General features: G+C 57.9%; 21 protein-coding genes and 1 pseudogene. All 22 read left to right on the top strand.

Going from position 1 to position 20,662, the window contains the following annotated elements:
• Positions 1–7 precede the first annotated feature (7 nt).
• On the top strand, positions 8–454 hold the full coding sequence (gene fliJ / locus BW956_RS19940; protein ID WP_076465749.1) for a flagellar export protein FliJ: 447 nt from the start codon (positions 8–10) through the stop codon (positions 452–454).
• A 51-nt stretch (positions 455–505) separates the two neighbouring features.
• Positions 506–2,437, top strand: coding sequence for a flagellar hook-length control protein FliK (locus BW956_RS19935; protein WP_076465746.1), 1,932 nt, complete (start codon positions 506–508; stop codon positions 2,435–2,437).
• Between the two features lie 74 nt (positions 2,438–2,511).
• The gene (locus BW956_RS19930) at positions 2,512–3,021 is read left to right on the top strand and encodes a flagellar basal body-associated FliL family protein (protein WP_010325321.1); all 510 of its coding nucleotides are present in this window, start codon (positions 2,512–2,514) and stop codon (positions 3,019–3,021) included.
• Positions 3,022–3,029: 8 nt separating this feature from the next.
• Complete coding sequence (gene fliM / locus BW956_RS19925; RefSeq protein ID WP_010325322.1) at positions 3,030–4,016, top strand: flagellar motor switch protein FliM; 987 nt, start codon at positions 3,030–3,032, stop codon at positions 4,014–4,016.
• A 21-nt stretch (positions 4,017–4,037) separates the two neighbouring features.
• Positions 4,038–4,496: a flagellar motor switch protein FliN gene (gene fliN, locus BW956_RS19920; RefSeq protein WP_076465743.1), complete on the top strand. Its 459-nt coding sequence runs from the start codon at positions 4,038–4,040 to the stop codon at positions 4,494–4,496.
• Positions 4,493–4,936, top strand: coding sequence for a flagellar biosynthetic protein FliO (fliO, locus tag BW956_RS19915; RefSeq protein WP_076465741.1), 444 nt, complete (start codon positions 4,493–4,495; stop codon positions 4,934–4,936). Before fliN ends, fliO begins: the two co-directional genes overlap by 4 nt.
• The gene (fliP, locus tag BW956_RS19910; protein WP_010325326.1) at positions 4,936–5,673 is read left to right on the top strand and encodes a flagellar type III secretion system pore protein FliP; all 738 of its coding nucleotides are present in this window, start codon (positions 4,936–4,938) and stop codon (positions 5,671–5,673) included. Before fliO ends, fliP begins: the two co-directional genes overlap by 1 nt.
• Positions 5,674–5,683: 10 nt before the next feature.
• Positions 5,684–5,953 (top strand): flagellar biosynthesis protein FliQ, encoded by a 270-nt coding sequence (gene fliQ, locus BW956_RS19905; RefSeq protein WP_010325327.1) that lies wholly within the window; start codon positions 5,684–5,686, stop codon positions 5,951–5,953.
• Between the two features lie 22 nt (positions 5,954–5,975).
• A complete protein-coding gene (gene fliR / locus BW956_RS19900) occupies positions 5,976–6,740 on the top strand; it encodes a flagellar biosynthetic protein FliR (protein ID WP_083703166.1) in 765 nt (254 codons plus the stop codon).
• 1 nt (position 6,741) lies between these two features.
• Positions 6,742–7,890: a flagellar biosynthesis protein FlhB gene (gene flhB / locus BW956_RS19895; protein ID WP_076465735.1), complete on the top strand. Its 1,149-nt coding sequence runs from the start codon at positions 6,742–6,744 to the stop codon at positions 7,888–7,890.
• Positions 7,891–8,035: 145 nt separating this feature from the next.
• The gene (flhA, locus tag BW956_RS19890) at positions 8,036–10,147 is read left to right on the top strand and encodes a flagellar biosynthesis protein FlhA (RefSeq protein WP_076465732.1); all 2,112 of its coding nucleotides are present in this window, start codon (positions 8,036–8,038) and stop codon (positions 10,145–10,147) included.
• A 33-nt stretch (positions 10,148–10,180) separates the two neighbouring features.
• Positions 10,181–11,668 carry a flagellar biosynthesis GTPase FlhF gene (flhF, locus tag BW956_RS19885; protein ID WP_076465729.1) on the top strand — a complete coding sequence of 496 codons (1,488 nt, stop codon included), beginning with the start codon at positions 10,181–10,183 and terminating at the stop codon, positions 11,666–11,668.
• An 11-nt stretch (positions 11,669–11,679) separates the two neighbouring features.
• Positions 11,680–12,504, top strand: a complete 825-nt coding sequence (locus BW956_RS19880; RefSeq protein ID WP_010325332.1) for a MinD/ParA family protein — start codon at positions 11,680–11,682, stop codon at positions 12,502–12,504.
• A gap of 11 nt (positions 12,505–12,515) precedes the next feature.
• Positions 12,516–13,226, top strand: coding sequence for an RNA polymerase sigma factor FliA (locus BW956_RS19875; RefSeq protein WP_076465726.1), 711 nt, complete (start codon positions 12,516–12,518; stop codon positions 13,224–13,226).
• Positions 13,227–13,291: 65 nt separating this feature from the next.
• Positions 13,292–13,678 (top strand): chemotaxis response regulator CheY, encoded by a 387-nt coding sequence (gene cheY, locus BW956_RS19870; RefSeq protein WP_076465724.1) that lies wholly within the window; start codon positions 13,292–13,294, stop codon positions 13,676–13,678.
• A gap of 23 nt (positions 13,679–13,701) precedes the next feature.
• On the top strand, positions 13,702–14,553 hold the full coding sequence (locus BW956_RS19865) for a protein phosphatase CheZ (protein ID WP_076465721.1): 852 nt from the start codon (positions 13,702–13,704) through the stop codon (positions 14,551–14,553).
• 12 nt (positions 14,554–14,565) lie between these two features.
• Positions 14,566–16,680: a chemotaxis protein CheA gene (locus BW956_RS19860; protein ID WP_076465719.1), complete on the top strand. Its 2,115-nt coding sequence runs from the start codon at positions 14,566–14,568 to the stop codon at positions 16,678–16,680.
• 28 nt (positions 16,681–16,708) lie between these two features.
• Complete coding sequence (locus BW956_RS19855) at positions 16,709–17,944, top strand: protein-glutamate methylesterase/protein-glutamine glutaminase (protein ID WP_076465716.1); 1,236 nt, start codon at positions 16,709–16,711, stop codon at positions 17,942–17,944.
• Positions 17,944–18,702 (top strand): flagellar motor protein, encoded by a 759-nt coding sequence (locus tag BW956_RS19850; protein ID WP_076465713.1) that lies wholly within the window; start codon positions 17,944–17,946, stop codon positions 18,700–18,702. Before BW956_RS19855 ends, BW956_RS19850 begins: the two co-directional genes overlap by 1 nt.
• On the top strand, positions 18,680–19,597 hold the full coding sequence (gene motD, locus BW956_RS19845; protein ID WP_076465710.1) for a flagellar motor protein MotD: 918 nt from the start codon (positions 18,680–18,682) through the stop codon (positions 19,595–19,597). The genes BW956_RS19850 and motD overlap by 23 nt, the downstream gene beginning before the upstream one ends.
• Positions 19,597–20,373, top strand: a complete 777-nt coding sequence (locus BW956_RS19840) for a ParA family protein (RefSeq protein WP_076465952.1) — start codon at positions 19,597–19,599, stop codon at positions 20,371–20,373. The genes motD and BW956_RS19840 overlap by 1 nt, the downstream gene beginning before the upstream one ends.
• Before the next feature lie 3 nt (positions 20,374–20,376).
• A pseudogene (locus BW956_RS19835) lies at positions 20,377–20,662 on the top strand (hypothetical protein); the annotation flags it as partial.

The raw sequence follows: 20,662 nt of genomic DNA, 5'->3' as shown, positions 1-20,662 counted from the left end.
GTAATGGATGGCGAAACCAAGATCTCAAAGGTTGGAAGTGGTATTGGCAGTGGCGGAGCGAAAGCGCCGTGAAGCCGAGCGCTATCTTGCCGAAGCCCAGCAGCGGGTCGAGCAGGGCGAGCGCGGTATTGATCAGTTGCAGCAATACCTGGGGGAATACCAGCAGCAGTATACCCAGGTGGGTCAGCAGGGCATGAATATCGGTACCCTGCACGCACAGCAATCCTTCCTGCAAAAGATCAACTCAACGATCCAGGTACAAGAACAGGCGCTGGTGCAGGCGCGGGACCAGTTGCAGCAGGTACGTGCCTTTTGGCAGCAGGCCTATGCCAAGGAGAAGGGCATTGAAGAGCTGATTCGCAAGGCGCGTGAAACCGAAGTGCGTCAGGCTGACAAGCAGCTGCAGCAGGAAATCGACGAACGTTCCCAGCATCGCAGGCCGCAATATATCTAACGTTGGCATCTTAATTGCTTTTACTTGGCTATCGGATACCAGGAGTCCCGCATGGCCATTGTTAAAGCACCCAGTCAAACCAGTCCCTCCTTGCTTGATCTCAGTTCAATGCAGACGCCGGTCAATGGCATGGCTGCTGGCGCTCAGGGCGCGGCTCCCGGCAGTTTCCAACTGCTGTTTCAGGGCAGCTTGCAAGCACAGGGCAAAGTGGCGGCAAACGGCCAGACTTTGCCTGCCGAGGGCGAAAACTTGCCAGGCCGATTGCCGGTGGATAGCGCGGAGGCGGATACTGAAGATGGCGCAGCCGCTGCTGATGTGCAAACGGGTCAACAGGATGCCGGCAACCTGAATGGTATGCCTCCGCAAGCGGGGACTGCACAGGCTTCTGTTCAGGGTGCCGCTGGTCAGGCGCAAACAACCGACACCAAGCCCACATCTACCGTATCGGGCCAAGTGCAATCTGCACAGCTGCCGGCGGGCCAGCAGCCACCTCAAGAGTCTCGACCGGTTCAGCAAAGCACTCAAGCCACCAATGCAGCGTCCGGAGCGGCGGGTGTTAACGGGAATGCTCCTGAACAGTCTGCTTTGAATCAGCAGCAGTTGGCTGCTCAAACGCAAGCGGGACAGCAGGCGCTGACTCAGGTTGAGCAGCAGGCTCAAGCTCAGCAAACGGCTGAGCAGCAGGCGATGCAAACTCAGCAACAAGCTCAGCAGCGTACAAAACAGCAGGCTCAGCAGAGCGCTCAACAAAAGCAGGCAGGCCAGCAGGAACTGACAGAGTCACAGCTGCGCAACCAGGCTCAGCAAGATGCACGTCAAGCGACTCAGCAGCAAACTGCTGCCAAGGCTCAGTCGCTAATGGCTGAAACTCAGACTCAACAACCCGGAATATCTCCAGAAGATCAGGGGCGTGAGAATCGCACTCAGCTACCTGCAAGCGCAGCCGAGCAGGCGCGTGTAGAGGCGCAAGCAAGGGTTGCGGCCAATGGCGCGGTGGATAACGCATCTGCCCAGCCCCATCCCTTGAGTGGAACGGCCAATGCTGAAACAGCACAGGGTGGTCAGGCTGGAACACTTGAAGGAGATGCCAAGGTGCCCGTGAGTGCCGGGCAAACCTCGGCATCGGCTACCCCGGCGTCTCAAACTGCAGCCAATGGGGCAGCAACCGCCCAAGCGGGTGCTGAGGCGGCGCCTGACCCTGTTACTATCCTGGCCAGTCAGGATGCGGTTCAGGCAAAGCAGACCCAGCAAGGCAGTGGCGAGAATCGAGCCCCTACGCAGTTGGTTGCACCTTCCGTCCCTGCTGACAACGCATCGGCGCGACAGGCTCAGCTTGATCCTGCTCAGGTACGCGGCGCTGAAGCCGGCGGTCGAGTGGATGTGAGTGCTTTGAACACTGGGGGCGGTGGTGCCGGCGGTATGGGGTCAGAGAGCGGTGACAGTGGCAGTCAGCGACAGGACTCCGGTACCCAGTCAGGTACCACCCAGAATACGCAGGCGGCTCAGCCGCGTAACCCTCAGGCTGCCCAGGCCCAGGCTCAACAACTGTTCAATGCGCATCCGCAGTTGCTGACACCCCGCTGGGGGCAGGCGGTAGGCGAGCGCATGATCATGATGGCTCAGCATGGCCCGCGCAGCGCCCAAATCCAGCTGGACCCGCCAGAGCTGGGTTCCATGCAGATTAGGGTACATGTTCAGGGACAGGACCAGATCAGTGTCAGTTTTACCAGCCCTAACCCCGCAGTGAGAGATGCTCTGGAACAACAGATGCCCAGGCTTCGCGAAATGTTGGCCGAACAGGGGCTGGAGCTGAGTGAAGGCGCCATCTCGGATGATTCGTCCAGTAATGGACAGGGCTCTGACAGCCGCGGTGGCTCCGAGGGGCGAACCGGTGGATATGCCGGCGGAGGCACTGGTGAGCTGGATTCTGAGTCGCTGCCGGGCAGTGCCGTCGCGGTGGGTCTGGTCGACTACTACGCCTGAAGTCTTCAGCCCCAAAAACAGTGTGTTATATTACCCTGTTATCAGGGATAAGGCACAGTTTTACGGAGGCATGAATGGCAGACAATGAAGCGCCTGAAGAAGGCAAGGGTTCAAAGAAAAAGCTTATTATCCTGATCGTTCTGGGGGCTGTATTGCTGCTGGGCGGTGGTGCAGGGGCAGCATACTTTTTCCTGATGCCCGGTGAGGAAGAGGCGGCCGCCGAGGCCAGTGCCGAGCCGGTTCAGCGTGAAGCCATTTATACCAAGATTCGTACCCTCGAGGGTAAGCCTTCCTTTGTCGCGACGTTGCAGTCCGCTGACAACAAACGCCATTACATGCAGGCCTTTGTTGAGGCCAAGAGTCGTGATCCGCTGGTCGATGAGGCCCTGAAAAAGCATATGCCGCTCATAGTGTCGCGCCTGAATGCCCTGTTTTCCACACAAAACTTTGAAGAACTGCAGAGCATTGAAGGCAAAAAGGCCCTGCGTGCTGAAGCGACCGCCATGGTGCAGTCGATCATGCAGGACAAGATGGGCCAGCCCGGGATCGAAACGATTCTGTTTACTAACCTCGTGATGCAGTAGGGGGCCGGATGTCGGTCAAGGATCTGCTCTCCCAGGACGAGATCGATGCACTTCTGCACGGTGTCGACGACGGAGATGTTGAAACCGAGGATGATGCGGGTGGCGAAGATGCCGATGGTATTCGCACCTATGACCTAGCCAGTCACGAGCGTATCGTGCGTGGGCGTATGCCTACGCTCGAAATGATCAACGAGCGTTTTGCCCGCCATACCCGTATCAGCCTGTTCAACCTGCTGCGCCGTACCGCTGATGTCACCGTGGGTGGCATTCAGGTCATGAAGTACGGGGATTACATTCATACGCTCTATGTACCGACCAGTATGAGTCTGGTGAAGGTACATCCCCTCAGGGGAACGGCGCTGTTCATCATGGATGCCCGTCTGGTATTCAAACTGGTGGATCAGTTCTTCGGTGGTGATGGCCGCCATGCCAAGATCGAAGGGCGTGAGTTTACACCCACCGAGACCCGTGTGGTGCACCGTACCCTGCAGCAGTTGTTCCAGGATTTGCAGGAAGCCTGGAAGCCGGTTACCCACCTGCAGTTTGAGCATGTGGGGCACGAAGTGAACCCGGCCATGGCCAATGCGGTTAACCCGACCGAGGTGGTCGTAGTCTGTTCTTTCCAGGTGGATCTTGAAGGGGGCTCGGGGGATTTGCATATCACCATGCCCTATTCCATGCTCGAACCTATCCGAGACCTGCTGGTATCGGGTGTGCAAACCACCGAAGAGCAGATGGACGAGCGTTGGTTGTCAGCCCTGCGGCGTGACATCATGATGGCCACGCTGGAGCTGGATCTGCGTGTGGCCGAGCGTGAGATGACGTTGCGTGATGTCATGGAATTTGAAGCCGGCGATATTATCCCCATCGAGTTGCCGGACAGCCTGCAGCTCAAGGCCAACAATGTACCCATGTTTGAGTGTCAATTAGGGACCTCACGTGGCAATCTGGCCGTTAAAATCAAAGATACCATCAAGCAGCCGGGCAATAGCTGACCGGCGCGCGGAGAGTAAAACGTGAGTGACGAAAACAACGATCAGGATCAACAGGCGCTCGCAGACGAGTGGGCTGCGGCACTTGAGCAGCAGACCGGCGATGCCGGTGTCGATGCTGATGCGCTGCTGGATGATGTTCAGGGACAGGCGGCACCCAGTGCGCCACCTGCGCAGGGGGTTGAGCTGGATGAGCTGAAGGATGATTCCCGGCCCATTAATGACCCCAAGCTGGACGTCATTCTGGATATTCCGGTCACTCTTACAATGGAAGTGGGCGGCACCGAAATCGCCATTCGCAACCTGCTGCAACTCAGCCAGGGCTCGGTGATCGAACTGGATCGTGTGGCCGGTGAACCGCTGGATGTGAAGGTGAACGGCACGCTCATTGCCCACGGTGAAGTCGTTGTGGTGAACGACCGCTACGGCATTCGCTTGACCGATGTTATCAGCCCTCAGGAACGGATTCGTCGTCTGAAATGATTCTTGCCCGTATCAGCTGTGCCCTGTTATGTCTGCTGCCGGTGCTGAGCCAGGCGGCTGAAGAGGGTGTGGCCAAGAATGCAGCCGCTGCGCGGCCCTCCATGCCGGATCCGCTGTCCTGGGGTGCCATTGGGCAGCTGGGCATGGGCCTGGTGCTGGTCGTTGGCTTGATTCTGTTGCTGGCCTGGCTGGTCCGCCGCGTCAATGGCGTGCCGGCTGGCGGGCAAGGCATGAAAGTTCTGGCCGCCTTGCCGCTGGGGCAGCGTGAACGTGCTGTATTGGTACAGGTGGGTGAGCAGCAGATGCTGCTGGGCGTGGCGCCGGGGCGTGTCAGTCTGTTGGTCGAGTTTGATGAGCCGGTGTTGGACAGCGCAGAAATACGCGGTGCAGCTTTTGCCGAGCGCCTGCAGCAGGTTCTGTCGCGTGGAGCTGAGCGTTGATGCGATGGCTTGGCCTTATTCCACTGCTATGCCTGCTGGCACCTGCTGCCTGGGCTGAAACCGGCATACCGGCCGTGACACTGGTCACGGGCGAAGACGGTACCACCAACTACAGCGTCACGATCCAGATCCTGGCGCTGATGACGTTGCTGACGTTCCTGCCGGCAATGTTGATGATGATGACCTCGTTCGCTCGTATCATCATCGTATTTGCGATCCTCCGGCAGGCGCTGGGTTTGCAGCAAACACCGTCCAACCAGATCATCATTGGCCTTTCCCTGTTTCTGACCCTGTTCATCATGTCGCCGGTGCTGGAAGAGGTGAATGCCAACGCTGTCCAGCCCTACATGAGTGAGGAAATCGGGCCCGAGGATGCATTTCGGGCCGCCGGGGTGCCCTTTCATGAGTTCATGCTGCGGCAAACGCGGGAAAGTGACCTGAATCTGTTTATGCGCATTTCGGATACGCCGCCAGTGGAAAATGCCGAAGATCTGCCCTTTACTATCCTGATACCGGCGTTTGTCACCAGTGAGCTGAAAACAGCCTTCCAGATCGGCTTTATGCTGTTCATTCCGTTCCTGGTCATCGACCTGGTGGTGGCCAGTGTCCTGATGGCGATGGGTATGATGATGCTGTCTCCCATCATCATCTCGCTGCCATTCAAAATCATGTTGTTTGTACTGGTAGATGGCTGGGCGATGGTGATCGGTACCCTGGCCGCCAGTTTCGGAATGTAGCGGAGGGCATATGGATCCGGGCATCATACTGGACTTGTTTGGCCAGGCGCTCTGGTTGATCGTGGTGATTGTTGCCGTGATTGTCGGGCCTTCGCTGGCCGTGGGTCTGATGATTTCCGTGTTTCAGGCCGCGACCCAGATCAACGAGCAGACCCTCAGCTTTTTGCCACGTCTTATCGTGACGCTGCTGGCCGTTATGTGGGCAGGTCCATGGATCGTGACCAAGATATCGGACCTGTTCAACTATATGTTCCTCAATATCCCGCGTTTGATCTCCTAGGCCTGACATGGATATTGGCCTGATGCAGATTGAACAGTGGGTCAGTGGTTTTTTGTGGCCGCTGTTCCGCGTGATGTCCTTTTTCATGGCCATGCCCATTGTGGGCACCCAGATGTTGCCGGCCCGTATTCGTCTGGGGCTGGCGCTGATCGTCACTATCCTGATCCTGCCTTCCCTGCCGCCGATGCCGGTATTTGATCCCATTTCACTGCAAAGCTGGGTCATTATTGCTCAGCAGGTGGTGTTGGGCAGCTTGCTGGGCTTTGCTGCCACTATTTTATTGCAGAGCTTTGTTGCGGGTGGCCAGATCATGGCGATGCAGATGGGTCTGGGCTTTGCCTCCATGACCGACCCCGCCAACGGCGTCAATGTAGTGATTATTTCGCAGATCTATCTGATGCTGGTGATGTTGCTGTTTCTGGGCATGGATGGCCACCTGGTGCTGATTGAGATCATGGTGGAAAGTTTCCATGTGGTGCCGGTCGGGCTGGATGGTGTCAGTCGTATTACCCTCTGGGAAGTCGCCCTGTCGGGTGGCTGGCTGTTCATGGCTGCTTTGCTGATGGCCTTGCCTGCAGTCACCGCGCTGCTGGTGGTGAACTTTGCCTTTGGCATCATGACCAAGGCGGCGCCCCAGCTGAACATATTCGCCATCGGCTTTCCCTTCACCATGTTGATGGGCCTGTTCATTGTCTGGGCCAGTCTGTCCGGCTTCTTCAGCCACTACCAGACGTTCTCGGCTGAGGCGCTGGAAAATATCTCGCAATTGCTGAAGGCAGGGCGCTGAGATGGCAGAAGAGACAGGTCAGGAAAAGTCAGAAGAGCCAACGGAGAAGCGCCTGCGAGAGGCGCGTGAAAAAGGCGATATTCCGCGCTCTCGTGAACTGGGCTCAACCGCCTTGCTGCTGTCTGCAGCGGCTGCAGGATTGCTGTTTGGCGAAGATGTGGCGTTTACCATGATGAGCGTGATGCGAGAAAGCTTCACCCTGGACCGGCAGGATGTGTTTGATACCTCGCGCATGTTTACCCATCTCGGAGAAGCCCTTTACGAAGGCTTCTTCAGTCTTTGGGGGTTTTTCCTGCTCACCTTGCTGGCGGCGCTCCTGACCCCGATTGCCTTGGGCGGCTGGAATTTCAGTGGGCAGGCGCTTCAGCCCAAAGGCAGTCGCATCAATCCGCTCAGTGGTCTCAAGCGCATGTTTTCTCTCAAGGCACTGATGGAGCTGGGGAAGGGGCTTGCCAAGTTTCTGCTGGTCGGGTCCTTTGCCATCATGGTGCTCTGGCTGGACCGGCCTGACCTGATCGCGCTGGCCCGTGAAGCCGTGGAGCCGGCAGTTGCGCACTCGCTGCAGATCCTCGGCTGGTCCTTTCTGGTCATGAGTCTATCTCTCATCATCATCTCCCTGGTGGACGTGCCTTTTCAGCTGTATGACTACAACAAGAAGCTGAAGATGACGATGCAGGAAGTGAAGGACGAGATGAAAAACACCGAGGGTAAGCCCGAGGTGAAAGGCCGTATTCGTCAGCTGCAGCGTGAAATCGCCCAGCGCAAGATGATGTCGGAAGTGCCCGAAGCGGATGTGGTGATTACCAACCCCACCCACTACGCTGTAGCGCTGAAATATGACCAGCAGGGTGGTGGTGCCCCGCGTGTCATTGCCAAGGGCGCAGATTTTGTGGCGCTTAAAATTCGTGAAGTTGCCGAAGCTCACGATGTGCCCCTGCTTTCGGCTCCAGCACTGGCGCGGGCGCTCTATCATAACAGCGAGATCGGTGATGAGATTCCGGCGGGCCTCTACAAGTCCGTGGCCCAGGTATTGGCTTATGTGTTTCAGCTCAAACGTTCACGCCAGCACCTGGAAGAAGCGCCGAAGCCGCTGCATGAAGATGACTTCGAAATTCCTGAAGACCTGCGTGCCGACCCGGAATCCGAGTAAATCTGGCTGGAATCTTGCATAATACCCTGCTGGGTGTCGGTTAATCGTCAGAAAAACATCATTATCACCCATTATTATCCTTGGCAGTTTGTTTAAGCTGCCATCAAGGCTACATCTGTCGTTTTTTTGACGCTCGGGAGGGGAAGTGGAGCGCGAGGTTATCCTGAACAATGTCCGTGGCCTGACACAGGGGAATCTGGGTATTCCGCTGCTGCTGCTGGTTATTCTGGGCATGGTCACCCTGCCCATGCCGCCCTTTCTGCTGGACGTGTTCTTTACCTTCAATATCGCGCTGTCGATTGTGGTGCTGCTGGTCAGCATCTATGCCCTGAGGCCGCTGGACTTCGCCGTTTTCCCCACCATCCTGCTGGCGGCAACGCTGTTGCGACTGGCGCTTAACGTGGCCTCGACCCGTGTGGTGCTGCTGTTTGGTCATGAGGGCGGTGATGCAGCCGGTAAGGTGATCGAAGCCTTCGGTGATGTAGTTGTGGGCGGCAACTATGTGGTCGGTATCGTGGTGTTCCTGATTCTGGTCATCATCAACTTCGTGGTTGTGACCAAGGGTGCCGGCCGTATCTCCGAAGTAAGTGCCCGCTTTACCCTCGATGCCATGCCCGGCAAGCAGATGGCCATAGATGCAGACTTGAATGCAGGCCTGATCAATCAGGATGAAGCACGCTCCCGGCGTCAGGAAGTAACTCAGGAAGCCGACTTCTACGGTGCCATGGACGGTGCGTCCAAGTTCGTGCGCGGTGATGCCGTGGCCGGTATTTTGATCCTGGTGATCAACCTGCTGGGCGGTCTGGGTATCGGCATGGTTCAGCACGGCCTCAGCTTTGATATGGCACTGCAGTACTACTCGCTGCTGACCATCGGTGATGGCCTGGTTGCACAGATTCCGTCTCTGTTGCTGTCTACTGCGGCGGCGGTGATGGTGACCCGAGCCAACTCGTCCGAAGCGATGGGTGCCCAGGTGTTCCGCCAGATGTTTGCCTCCCCGCGTGCGCTCAGCGTGGCGGCTGCCATACTGTTTATCATGGGCATTGTGCCCGGCATGCCGCACATCGCCTTTATCGGCCTGGCAGCGCTGGCAGCCGGTGGTGCCTGGTGGATTCATCGCCGTGAAATGCAGCGCCAGGCGGCAGCTGCGGAAGCGGCAGAACAGGAACAGACGGTTGAAACCGAACAGCCTGCTGAAGAGCAGCGCGAACTGGGCTGGGATGATGTCATGCCGGTGGACATGATTGGCCTGGAGGTGGGTTACCGGCTGATTCCCATGGTGGACAAAATGCAGGGTGGTCAACTGCTTGGTCGTATCAAAGGGGTACGCAAAAAACTGTCACAGGATCTGGGCTTCCTGGTGCCTTCGGTGCATATCCGCGACAACCTGGATCTGCTGCCCGGGGCTTACCGCGTGACCCTGATGGGCGTGATTGCGGGTGAAGCCGAGATCTACCCTGACCGTGAATTGGCCATTAACCCGGGGCAGGTGTTCGGCGATCTCAAGGGTGTTGCCGTCAAGGATCCGGCGTTTGGTCTGGATGCGGTCTGGATCGAGAAGAACCAGAAAGAGCAGGCGCAGACACTGGGTTACACGGTGGTCGATGCCAGCACGGTTGTGGCCACACATATCAACCAGATCATGCAGAACCATGCGCATGAGCTGTTGGGGCATGAGGAAGTGCAGCAGTTGCTGGATCTGCTGACCAAGTCCTGTCCCAAACTGGTGGAAGAGCTTATTCCGAAGAAGCTGTCGATCAGTGCGCTGTTAAAGGTATTGCAGAACCTGTTGATGGAGCAGGTGCCGCTGAAAGATTTCCGTTCCATTGCCGAAGCGCTGGCCGAGGCGGTGCAGCGTACCCAGGATCCGCTGGCATTGACGGCGGCGGTACGTGTGGCCCTGTCGCGTCTGATCGTTCAGACCGTCAATGGCTCCGATCCTGATCTGCCGGTGATAACCCTTGAACCGGCACTTGAACAGATGCTGCTCAACTCCATGCAGCAGGGCCAGGGGGATGAAGGCATGGTGCTGGAGCCGGGTATGGCTGAGCGTCTGCAGAAATCCCTAGCTGAAACAGCGCAACGGCAGGAGATGGCAGGCAAGCCGTCGGTACTGCTGGTTGCGGCCCCGGTGCGTCCCCTGATGGCGAAATTTGTGCGTTATGGTGAGCACCAAATTCATGTACTCTCCTATCAGGAGATCCCTGAAAACAAGAAAGTCACCATCGTGGCCACAGTAGGTGGACAAAATGGCTAGGGTTTGGCGACTGGCTGCCGATAAGGGAAGCATATGAAAGTCAAACGCATCTTTGCACCGGACATGCGACAAGCGATGCGCCGGGTGCGTGAAGAGATCGGACCCGATGCGGTCATCATTTCCAACCATCGCGTTGCCGGTGGGGTGGAGGTCGTGGCTGCGCGTGAAGATGAGTACGAGGCAGCGCAGGCGGAACTCAAGCGTAACCGCGCTGCCGCAGCCAAACCGGGCGGCTCCAGTCGTGAGGAACAGGTACGTATCCTCACCGGAGGGCACTCACACCAGTCGGAGCAGGCCAGCCGCAATGCGGCCCTTGAGGCCGAGCTGAACAAGACCCGCGCCCGTATCGCTGAAGCCAGCCGTCGCATGACGGAGCCTACTCCGGCCGCAGACCGCAATGCCAACCGCCAGATTGATGACGAAGATGATGAAGATCTTCGCTCCATTCTGGAGTCGCTGCGCAGTCGAAATCGCCGTCGCGAGCTGGAAGAACAGCGCCCGCCCGCCAGGCCGCCGGCCCGTGAGCCGGCATCCTTGCCGATGGATGAGCCGCCGCATCAGGACACGGCATCTATCGGTGATGACAGCCTGTTGCAAAGCATGCAGCACGAGATTCAGGAGCTGCGCTCTCTGCTCCAGCAAAATGCACAACCCACCCCCGCGCCAGCGCAAAATCCTGTGTACTCCTCTCAACCAGACACGGCAGGTGCGGATAATCTGGTTGTACGCCGACTGCAGCAGCTGGGTTTGGGCCAGGCGCTGGTGCGCCAGCTGATGAGTGGCGTCGAGCCGGACCTGTCACCGGACAAGGCCTGGCGTAATGCCTTGTCGAGGTTGTCGGACGCCTTGCCGGTATTGGGCGAAGAGATGATTGAGCGCGGTGGCATGATCGCCTTTGTCGGTCCCACCGGGGTGGGCAAAACCACCACCATCGGCAAGCTGGCAGCGCGTCATGTGCTCCAGCATGGCAGTTCCAGCCTGGCACTGGTAACCACGGACTGCTTCCGTATCGCGGCACATGAGCAGCTCAAGACCTTTGGCCGTATCCTCGATGTACCGGTGCGTGTGGTCGATGAAAGCCACAGTCTGGAAGAAGTGCTGCAAAGCTTGCGAAACAAGCGCCTGGTATTGATCGATACGGCGGGTATGAATGCCAGTGACCCTCAGGGGCAACTGCAGATGCAGATGTTGTCAGGCGTCACGTTAAGGCTGAAAAAACTGCTGGTACTGTCCTGTTCCAGTCAGCAGCAGTTGATGCGCAGCGCCTATGACAACTACTCTACGTTAGGCTTGCACGGCTGTGTGCTCAGTAAAACGGATGAATCGGGTAGTCTGGGTGAGGCGTTGACACTGGCGGTGGAAAAACAGCTGCCGGTGACCTATATCACCGATGGGCAGAAAATTCCGGACGATATTGGTATCGCCAGCCGGAACGACCTGGTCAGTCGAGCAGTTGTCACGGCGCAGAAAGCGTCGGGTCATTCGGATGACGGGGCGGCGTCCCTGTTCAGGGCGGGTTGAGGAGTCGTTGGATGAAGCAAACCCACCCGGTAAAAGTAATAGCAGTCACAGGTGGCAAGGGCGGTGTTGGCAAGACCAACGTTTCCGTGAACCTGGCTGCAGCCCTGAGCGAAATGAATCAGCGTGTCGTATTGATGGATGCTGACCTGGGGCTGGCCAATGTGGATGTGATGCTGGGGCTGAGAGCCAAGCAGAATATCGCGGACGTATTGTCCGGTCAGGCTACTCTCAAGGATGTGATGGTCAGCGCCGGTGAGAATTTCTGGATTGTACCGGCAGCATCGGGTACCCAGGAAATGACGGCGTTGAGCGCGCACGAGCACGCCGAGCTGATTCATGCCTTTAACGATATTGCCGATGAGCTGGATGTGTTGGTAATCGATACTGCGGCGGGCATATCGGATTCGGTCGTCAGCTTTGTCAGGGCGGCGCAGGAAGTGCTGGTGGTGGTATGCGATGAGCCTACCTCGATCACCGATGCCTATGCGTTGATCAAACTGCTCAACCGCGACTACCAGATGACGCGGTTCCGTGTGCTGGCCAATATGGTGCGAACCGAGTCCGAGGGACGCAGCATGTTTAACAAACTGTTGACAGTTACCGACAGGTTCCTTGATGTGACGCTTCAATACCTGGGATCAATCCCTTATGATGAGACGGTACGCAAGGCCGTGCAGAAACAGAAGGCGGTTCTCAAGGCATACCCCCGGGACAAGGCTGCGCTGGCATATCGGCAGCTGGCCAACAAGGTTGATGGCTGGCCCGTTAACAACAGCCCCCGCGGACACCTTGAGTTTTTTGTTGAGCGTCTTGTCCAGGGTACAAGAGCTCCCTGATAGCAGCGTGTATGTACAACGAATTGGAGTTTAAATCAGGCCAGGAACTGATTCAGGAGTATACGCCGCTGGTTAAGCGTATCGCCCATCACCTGATGGCGCGGCTGCCGGCAAGCGTTGTTCTGGATGACCTGATCCAGTCCGGCATGATCGGGCTGCTGGAAGCTGCTCGGCGCTACGATGCCAGTAAAGGGGCCAGTTTTGAGACCTTTGCCGGCATTCGTATCCGTGGCGCCATTATTGACGAAGTGCGTCGGGGCGACTGGACACCGCGCTCCGTGCACCGGAATGCGCGTCGTGTCAGTGATGCGATCAACCAGATTGAACACCGTACCGGGCGCGATGCCACCGATGCGGAAGTGGCTGCAGAGCTCCAGGTGACCATGACCGACTACCATGCCTTGTTGCAGGACTCGGTCGATAGTCGTCTGTTCAGCTATGATCAATTGACCGAGTCTTCGGACGAGTCGCCTGGCGACCAGTTTGAAGCGGCAGACCCGGGACCCGGGCTGCAACATGAAGATGGCGGTTTCCGTCAGGCGCTGGCTGATGCCATTGGTCGTCTGCCGGAACGTGAACGTTTGGTTCTGTCGCTGTATTATGACGAAGAGCTGAATTTAAAAGAGATCGGTCAGGTGTTGGGTGTCAGTGAATCACGCGTCAGCCAGATTCACAGTCAGGCAGCCCTCCGGCTTAGAGGCCGGCTGAAGGATTGGCGTTGAGCGTCAGATGGCGCAAGCCATCGGCGGACAACTCTGAAAGATGTTTTTGAACTGGGAGAAGTGTCTTGAAAAAAGACATCAAAATTCTTGTCGTAGATGATTTCTCGACGATGCGACGAATCATCAAGAACCTGCTGCGCGATCTCGGCTTTACCAATGTGGAAGAAGCAGACGATGGCAAGACGGCGTTGCCGATTCTGCAGCAGGGACATATCGAATTCCTGATTACCGACTGGAACATGCCCGGCATGACCGGTATCGACCTGTTGAAAACCGTGCGCGCCGATCCATCCCTGGCACAGATTCCAGTGCTGATGGTCACGGCTGAAGCCAAGCGTGAACAGATCATCGCTGCGGCACAGGCAGGTGTGAACGGTTATGTTGTTAAACCCTTCACCGCCGCCGTGCTGAAAGAAAAGATCGACAAGATCTTTGAACGTATTGATGGCTAACAGGCGTTAGCGGGGAGTCGCAGATGGCAGCGCAAACGGCCAGCAAAGTGGATTTCAACGGTTTTGACGAGTTCCTGCGCGATAGGGCCAAAGCCTTGGTGTCCGAGTTGGAAGCCGGTAATCTGCCGGAGGCCATGGGGCTGATCAACGAGCTGCAGTTCGCTCGGCACCAGGTGTTCTACAACGAAGTAGGACATCTGACACGCGGCCTGCACGAGGCAATCAAAACCTTTTCCAGTGATGTCGGCGGGCAGATGCCCACGGCAGAAGTCGACGTACAGTCGGCCATGGGGGATGCATCCGACCGCTTGAGCTATGTCATCGAGCTGACGGAGAAAAGCGCCCATGAAACCATGGACCGGGTCGACCGCTCACTCAGCCTGGTGGACAAACTGGACCAGCAGAGCGGGCGCTTCAAGGAGCTGTTGCTTCTGGTAGGTCAGCTTGAAGGCGAGTTCAAGGCTCTGGACGGAGTTTATGACCGTACCTGTAAGCTCAAGAGCGAATCCGAGAAAACCATTGAAGAACTGCGTACAACCTTGACCGATATCCTCGTCTCCCAGGGGGTACAGGACATAACCGGGCAGTTGATTCGCCGTGTCATCACACTGGTAACCCAGGTGGAAGGCCAGCTGGTCAGTTTGATGGATATGGCCGCCAAGGTGGAGCGCCTCAGTAACCTGGAAGGCCCCGCCGCTGCGGATGTTGCTACGACCGAGCCGACCGCAGAGCCTGCGACACCCGACAGCAGCAATAAAAAACAAGACAAGCATGATCCTATCCGGGCGGAAGGCCCTCAACTTCCGACGGGCAAAGGGGACAGTGTGTGTGACCAGGATGATGTGGATGACCTGCTTTCCAGCCTGGGATTTTGATAGGAGCTCCGTATGAGTTTGGATGTCGATCAGGAAATTCTGGAAGACTTTCTCGTTGAGGCGGGCGAGATTCTTGAGCAGCTCTCGGAGCAGCTGGTGGATCTGGAGCAGCGCCCCGATGACAAGGATCTGCTAAACGCGATTTTCAGGGGCTTCCACACGGTTAAGGGTGGTGCCGGTTTCCTGCAGCTGGACGCAATGGTTGAGTGCTGCCACAAGGCCGAGAACCTGTTCGACCTGCTGCGTAATGGCGAGCTGGCCGTGAGCGCCAATTTGATGGATGTAGTGCTGCAGGCACTGGACTCTGTCAATGCCATGTTTGAGAGTGTGCGTGCCGGTGACGAGCCTGAGCATGCCTCACCCCAGCTGCTGCAGGCGCTGAAGGACTATGCCGAAGGCAAGGGTGGCGAAGTGCCGCCGGTTGCCGCGCCGGCACCCGCTCCCGCAGCTCCGCCTCCAGCGCCGGCACCTCAGGCACCTGCTGAAGCCGCGAGCAGCAATCCCAACACGCCCAGTGATGAGTTTGAAATGCTGCTGGGTGATCTGGCTGGCAGTCATGCCGAAGGCGGCGATGTCCCGTCAGGCGGCGATGATGACCTGATTACCGAAGATGAATTCGAGTCTCTGCTCGACGAGCTGCATGGCCCGGGTAAAGGGCCGGTCCACACCCCCGAAGCGTCTGGTGACGCACCGGCGGCGGGCAGTACCGGCGAAGACCTGATTACCGATGACGAGTTTGAAGCGCTGCTGGATGAGCTGCAGTCGTCTGGCCAGGGAGCCTTTGCTCACCTGCCGCATGATGAAGCAGCACCCTCGGCCGCACCTGCTCCGGCCCCGGTAGCACCTGAACCTCAGCCGGCGCCGGTTGAACCGGTCGCCGCCGCGGCACCCGTCGTTGCTGAACCGGAAAAACCGAAAGACACAGCCAGCAAAGCGGCTGCCAAGGCCAATAAACCACCTGCCGAAAGCAACGTGCGTGTTGATACACGCCTGCTCGACAAAATCATGAATATGGTGGGTGAACTGGTACTGGTGCGTAACCGTCTGGTACGTCTGGGCAATACCCGTGAAGACGAAGAGATGGCCAAGGCGCTGGGCACGCTGGATATGGTGACAGCCGACCTGCAGACCTCGGTCATGAAAACACGCATGCAGCCGGTGAAAAAGGTATTCGGCCGCTTCCCGCGTCTGATTCGTGACCTTTCTCGCAGCCTTAAGAAGGAAGTTCGTCTTGAGTTGCGGGGTGAAGAGACCGACCTGGATAAAAACCTGGTCGAGGCTCTGGCTGACCCCTTGATCCACCTGGTGCGCAACGCAGTTGACCACGGTATCGAAGATCCGGATCAGCGTGCCAGCAGTGGCAAGCCGCGTGAAGGTCATGTTCTGCTCTCTGCCGAGCAGGAAGGTGACCATATCCTGTTGATTATTCAGGATGATGGCGCCGGTATGGATCCGGAAAAACTGCGCAATTTGGCCGTTAAGCGCGGCATGATGGATGCGGAAGCCGCCCGTCGCCTTACCGATCAGGAGTGTTTCAACCTGATCTTCCAGGCCGGTTTCTCCACCAAAACCGAGATTTCGGATGTGTCCGGCCGCGGCGTGGGCATGGATGTGGTCAAAACCAAGATCACCCAGCTTAACGGTACCCTGAGCATCGACTCCATTCTGGGGCAGGGTACGCGTATCGCCATTCAGGTACCGCTGACGCTGGCAATCATGCCGACGCTGATGGTTGTGCTGGAAGGTCAGGCCTTTGCGCTGCCGCTGGTGAACGTGAACGAGATCTTCAACCTGGATCTGACCAAGACCAACATCGTCGATGGTCAGCAGGTAATCATTGTGCGCGATCAGGCGCTGCCGCTGTTCCACCTCAAGCGCTGGCTGGTGAAAGGGCAGTCAGGTGCCGAGTTGCCTGATCAGGGGCATGTGGTCATTGTCAGTGTGGGTACCACCCGTGTGGGCTTCATTGTCGACCAGCTCGTGGGTCAGGAAGAGGTGGTGATCAAGCCTCTGGGCAGCATTCTGCACGGTACACCGGGTCTGTCCGGTGCCACCATCACAGGTGATGGCCGCATTGCACTGATTATTGATATTCCCAATTTGCTGAAATACTACGCATCGACCTGAGTACGGCGGATGTGACAGAGGAAGTACTATGCCGGTAAGTGTGTTGATCGTTGATGATTCGGGGTTTTTCCGCCATCGCATCGAAGAGATGCTGAAGGATGACCCCCGTCTCAGCGTGGTAGGCACCGCCGTCAATGGCAAGGAAGCGGTGGAGTTGGCCAAGCGCCTCAAGCCTGATGTCGTTACCATGGATGTGGAAATGCCACAAATGAATGGCATTGAAGCGGTACGCATCATCATGCGTGAGGCGCCAACCAACGTGTTGATGCTGTCTTCGCTGACCCATGAAGGCGCGCGCGTCACCCTGCAGGCGCTGGAGGCCGGCGCGGCCGACTATCTGCCCAAGGATATTCGTGCCTGGATGGACAAGGGCAGCAGTGTCCGCAGCCAGTTGATTGATCGTCTGGTGGCCCTGGGGCGTAGCCGTCGACATCGTCGCAGCACCGCCTTCGAACGTTCCTACCCGGGGCATGCCGAGAAGGGCACCACCATGGTGTTCAGGCCTGAGCCCGAGAAGCCACGCAGCACCACTTCGGCAACGACTTCCAGTCCTCGTGCGCGCACCACCCCGGCTCCACGCACTGCGCCGAGCGCGCTGCGTTCACGCGAGACGGCGCCACCTGTCGCCTCACCTGCTGTTTCATCAGGTAAAAATGACCCGGCTACAACGCCGGCAAGCCGCGTGCGCTTCCCTGATTGCAAACTCGTGGTGATTGGCGCTTCCACAGGCGGGCCGGCCGCATTGCAGAAGGTATTGACGGCCTTGCCGGCCAATTATCCCTACCCGATCCTGCTGGTGCAGCACATGCCGAAAACCTTTACCCAGGTATTTGCCGAGCGCTTGAATCAGCAGTGCAACATCAGTGTCAAGGAAGCCGAGGACGGCGACCGCATGCGTCCGGGACTGGCGTTGCTGGCACCCGGTGGCCTGCAGATGATGATTGATCCCAAGCAGACTGACCGGGTGCGCATTCTGCCCGGTGATGAGCGTTTGACCTACAAACCCAGTGTGGATGTTACCTATGCCTCTGCCGCGAAAACCTACTCCGGCAAGGTGCTGGGCGTGATTTTGACCGGCATGGGCGCGGATGGCTGTGATGGTGCCCGTCTGCTGAAACAGGCCGGTTCCACCATGTGGGCGCAGAATCGGGATACCTGCACCATTTACGGCATGCCACAGGCGGTGGTCAATGCAAATCTGGCAGATGCGGTACTGGCACTGGAGGACATCGGCCCCCTGTTGGCGAATCGGGGACCGCGCTGATGTGGCTCTTGCTCGGGCTTTTGCTGGGCGTAGGAGCTATTGTTGCCGCTAATCAGCTGGAGGGCGGAAGCTTGCTGCAGCTGGTGAACCTGCCGGCCGCTCTGATTGTATTCGGCGGTACACTGGGGGCCGTCATGGTGCAAACCCCGCCTGCGATTCTGCGCCGTACCGGCCAACTGCTAAGCCTGTCACAACGCACGCCGCTGTCACATGATCAGGGCATCCAGCAGTTGATCCACTGGTGTATAACGGCTCATCGCAAGGGGCTGGTGGCGCTGGAGCAGGAAGCCTCCTCCGTGGAGGATCGTTTCGTGCGCAATGGACTTCAATTATTGGCAGACGGTAAACCGGTGGAGGCTGTCAGAGCCACTCTTGAAGTGGAACTGATCACCCGTGAGCAGCGTGATTACCAGGCTGCGCGCGTGCTGGAAAGTATGGGCGGCTATGCGCCGACCATGGGGATTATTGGCGCCGTTCTGGGCTTGATACAAGTGATGGTGCGTTTGGATCAGCCGTCCCAGTTGGGCAGCGGCATCGCGACGGCGTTTGTGGCGACCATCTACGGTATTGGCGTGGCCAACCTGCTACTGCTGCCCTTGGCGGCCAAGCTGCGTCAAATGATTGACAGCCGCAGCCTCTACCATGAAATGATGATGGAAGGGTTGCTGATGATTGCTGACGGCCAGGGGCCCAAGAGCGTTCAGCTCAAGCTGCAAGGCTATCTGGATACGAGTGATGCCGCGCCGACGCCGTCCTGAAACCGATCTGAAAACCGACCGCTGGATGATCTCCTGGGCGGACTTCGTGACGCTGCTGCTGGCCTTCTTTGTGGTGATGTATGCACTGTCCTCGGTGAACGAAGACAAGTACCGCCAGCTATCGGAATCACTGTCGCAGATTTTCCGCGCTGAAGGCGGCAGCCAGGTACTGACACCGCCAACCCAGGGGCCGGGTATTCTGGAAGGGCAAACCCGGCCGATCAGTGAGCCCGAAGCCCAAGTTGAGCCGGCAGATCCTGTGGTCAGCCAACAACTGGACGCAATCAGGACGCAAGCCGAACAGATATTCGCTGAGCAGATCGACAGGGGGCAGGTGCAGGTCAGTGGCAACCGCCTCTGGGTAGCGATAGAGCTGAATGCCAGTCTGCTGTTTGCCAGCGGGGATGCCATTCCGGTTATTGAAGCGGATGCGCTCTTGCAGCCGGTGATTGAACTGGTGCAGGATGCGGAAAATCCCGTGCACGTTGAAGGGTTTACCGATAGTCAGCCCATCAGCACAGCGCGTTTTCCGTCCAACTGGGAGCTCTCTGCGGCACGTGCCGCTGCGGTGGTTCGCTTGTTGCAGCAACGGGGTATTGCCCCTGAGCGTCTGGCGGCGGTGGGGTATGGCCAGTATCAGCCGGCCTACAGCAATCGCACGGCGGAGGGGCGGCAGCGCAACCGTCGCATCGTGATCGTGATAGCACGTGATCACAAGGTACGGCGTGCGGTGGAAGCTTATGGCAGTGACCGCATCAGCGAGGATGCACTAAATACGTTGTTGATCGATGGTGTGGATGAACCGCCGTCGGTACCGACACTGGAACAGGTGGAAACGGACTCCGGGATTCTGTTTCGACAGGCAAGCCCGGAGCAAGAACAGGAACAACAATGATGCAGGTATGGGCAGTTGCAAATCAGAAGGGCGGTGTGGGCAAGACGACCACGGCCGTTACCCTGGCCGGTCTTCTGGCGGAGGTAGGCTACCGGGTGCTCCTGGTCGACCTGGATCCCCACGGGTCGATGACCAGCTATTTCCGTTATGACCCTGATGAGCTGGAACACAGCGTCTATGACCTGTTTGAGCAGGTAAAAGTGGAGCAGGATCAGGTACGCCAGCTGATTCTCGATACCAGCCATGACAGCATCCAGCTGATTCCGGCCTCTACCGCACTGGCCACGCTTGAACGTAAGGCCGTGGCACAGGAAGGCATGGGGCTGCAGGTGGCCAAGGCACTGCGCCACCTGCAGGCCGATTATGATTACGTCATTATGGACAGCCCGCCGGTACTGGGGGTACTGATGGTGAATGCGCTTGCAGCCTGCAACCATCTGCTGGTGCCGGTACAGACCGAATTCCTGGCGCTTAAAGGCCTGGAGCGTATGGTGCGCACCATCGAAATGATCAATCGGGCACGCCGCAACAAACTGGCCTACACCATCGTCCCCACCTTCTATGACCGCCGCACCCAGGCCTCCGTTAACAGCTTGCGTGAGCTGCATCATCATTATGCGGATCATGTTTCCAATGCGGTCGTGCCGGTCGATACCAAATTCAGAAATGCCAGTCTCAAGGGGCTGGTACCGTCGTCGCTTGATGCGGGCAGTCGCGGTGTGCATGCCTATGCGCGCCTGTTGCGTACACTGCTGGAACGGCGTCGACAGGAGTAAGCCATGGCTGATCAGAAAAAAGTTGTATTCGAATACCTCGAAGCCCTGTTGCAGGATCCGGAGCTGGAAGCCCCTGAGGCAGAGCCCAAAACCGAAAACGAACCGGTTGAGCAGGCTCCAGAAGGCCCGGTTGAAGCTGATCCGGCAGAAGAGGCTTCCCCTGTCGATAGCCCTGAGCCCACACTGACTGTAGAGCCAGAGCCAGAGCCAGAGCCAGAGCCAGAGCCAGAGCCAGAGCCAGAGCCAGAGCCAGAGCCAGAGCCAGAGCCAGAGCCAGAGCCAGAGCCAG

The sequence above is a fragment of the Marinobacterium stanieri genome (assembly GCF_900155945.1).
GTDB lineage: Bacteria > Pseudomonadota > Gammaproteobacteria > Pseudomonadales > Balneatricaceae > Marinobacterium > Marinobacterium stanieri.
Note: the sequence above shows the minus strand (reverse complement) of the source record. Positions and strands in the feature narration are given on the sequence as shown.

Bases quoted from the DNA above. Each gene is read 5' to 3' on its own strand.
- fliJ (WP_076465749.1), top strand. From the start codon at position 8: ATGGCGAAACCAAGATCTCAAAGGTTGGAAGTGGTATTGGCAGTGGCG.
- BW956_RS19935 (WP_076465746.1), top strand. From the start codon at position 506: ATGGCCATTGTTAAAGCACCCAGTCAAACCAGTCCCTCCTTGCTTGAT.
- BW956_RS19930 (WP_010325321.1), top strand. From the start codon at position 2,512: ATGGCAGACAATGAAGCGCCTGAAGAAGGCAAGGGTTCAAAGAAAAAG.
- fliM (WP_010325322.1), top strand. From the start codon at position 3,030: ATGTCGGTCAAGGATCTGCTCTCCCAGGACGAGATCGATGCACTTCTG.
- fliO (WP_076465741.1), top strand. From the start codon at position 4,493: ATGATTCTTGCCCGTATCAGCTGTGCCCTGTTATGTCTGCTGCCGGTG.
- fliP (WP_010325326.1), top strand. From the start codon at position 4,936: ATGCGATGGCTTGGCCTTATTCCACTGCTATGCCTGCTGGCACCTGCT.
- fliQ (WP_010325327.1), top strand. From the start codon at position 5,684: ATGGATCCGGGCATCATACTGGACTTGTTTGGCCAGGCGCTCTGGTTG.
- fliR (WP_083703166.1), top strand. From the start codon at position 5,976: ATGCAGATTGAACAGTGGGTCAGTGGTTTTTTGTGGCCGCTGTTCCGC.
- flhB (WP_076465735.1), top strand. From the start codon at position 6,742: ATGGCAGAAGAGACAGGTCAGGAAAAGTCAGAAGAGCCAACGGAGAAG.
- flhF (WP_076465729.1), top strand. From the start codon at position 10,181: ATGAAAGTCAAACGCATCTTTGCACCGGACATGCGACAAGCGATGCGC.
- BW956_RS19880 (WP_010325332.1), top strand. From the start codon at position 11,680: ATGAAGCAAACCCACCCGGTAAAAGTAATAGCAGTCACAGGTGGCAAG.
- BW956_RS19875 (WP_076465726.1), top strand. From the start codon at position 12,516: ATGTACAACGAATTGGAGTTTAAATCAGGCCAGGAACTGATTCAGGAG.
- BW956_RS19865 (WP_076465721.1), top strand. From the start codon at position 13,702: ATGGCAGCGCAAACGGCCAGCAAAGTGGATTTCAACGGTTTTGACGAG.
- BW956_RS19860 (WP_076465719.1), top strand. From the start codon at position 14,566: ATGAGTTTGGATGTCGATCAGGAAATTCTGGAAGACTTTCTCGTTGAG.
- BW956_RS19855 (WP_076465716.1), top strand. From the start codon at position 16,709: ATGCCGGTAAGTGTGTTGATCGTTGATGATTCGGGGTTTTTCCGCCAT.
- BW956_RS19850 (WP_076465713.1), top strand. From the start codon at position 17,944: ATGTGGCTCTTGCTCGGGCTTTTGCTGGGCGTAGGAGCTATTGTTGCC.
- motD (WP_076465710.1), top strand. From the start codon at position 18,680: ATGCCGCGCCGACGCCGTCCTGAAACCGATCTGAAAACCGACCGCTGG.
- BW956_RS19840 (WP_076465952.1), top strand. From the start codon at position 19,597: ATGCAGGTATGGGCAGTTGCAAATCAGAAGGGCGGTGTGGGCAAGACG.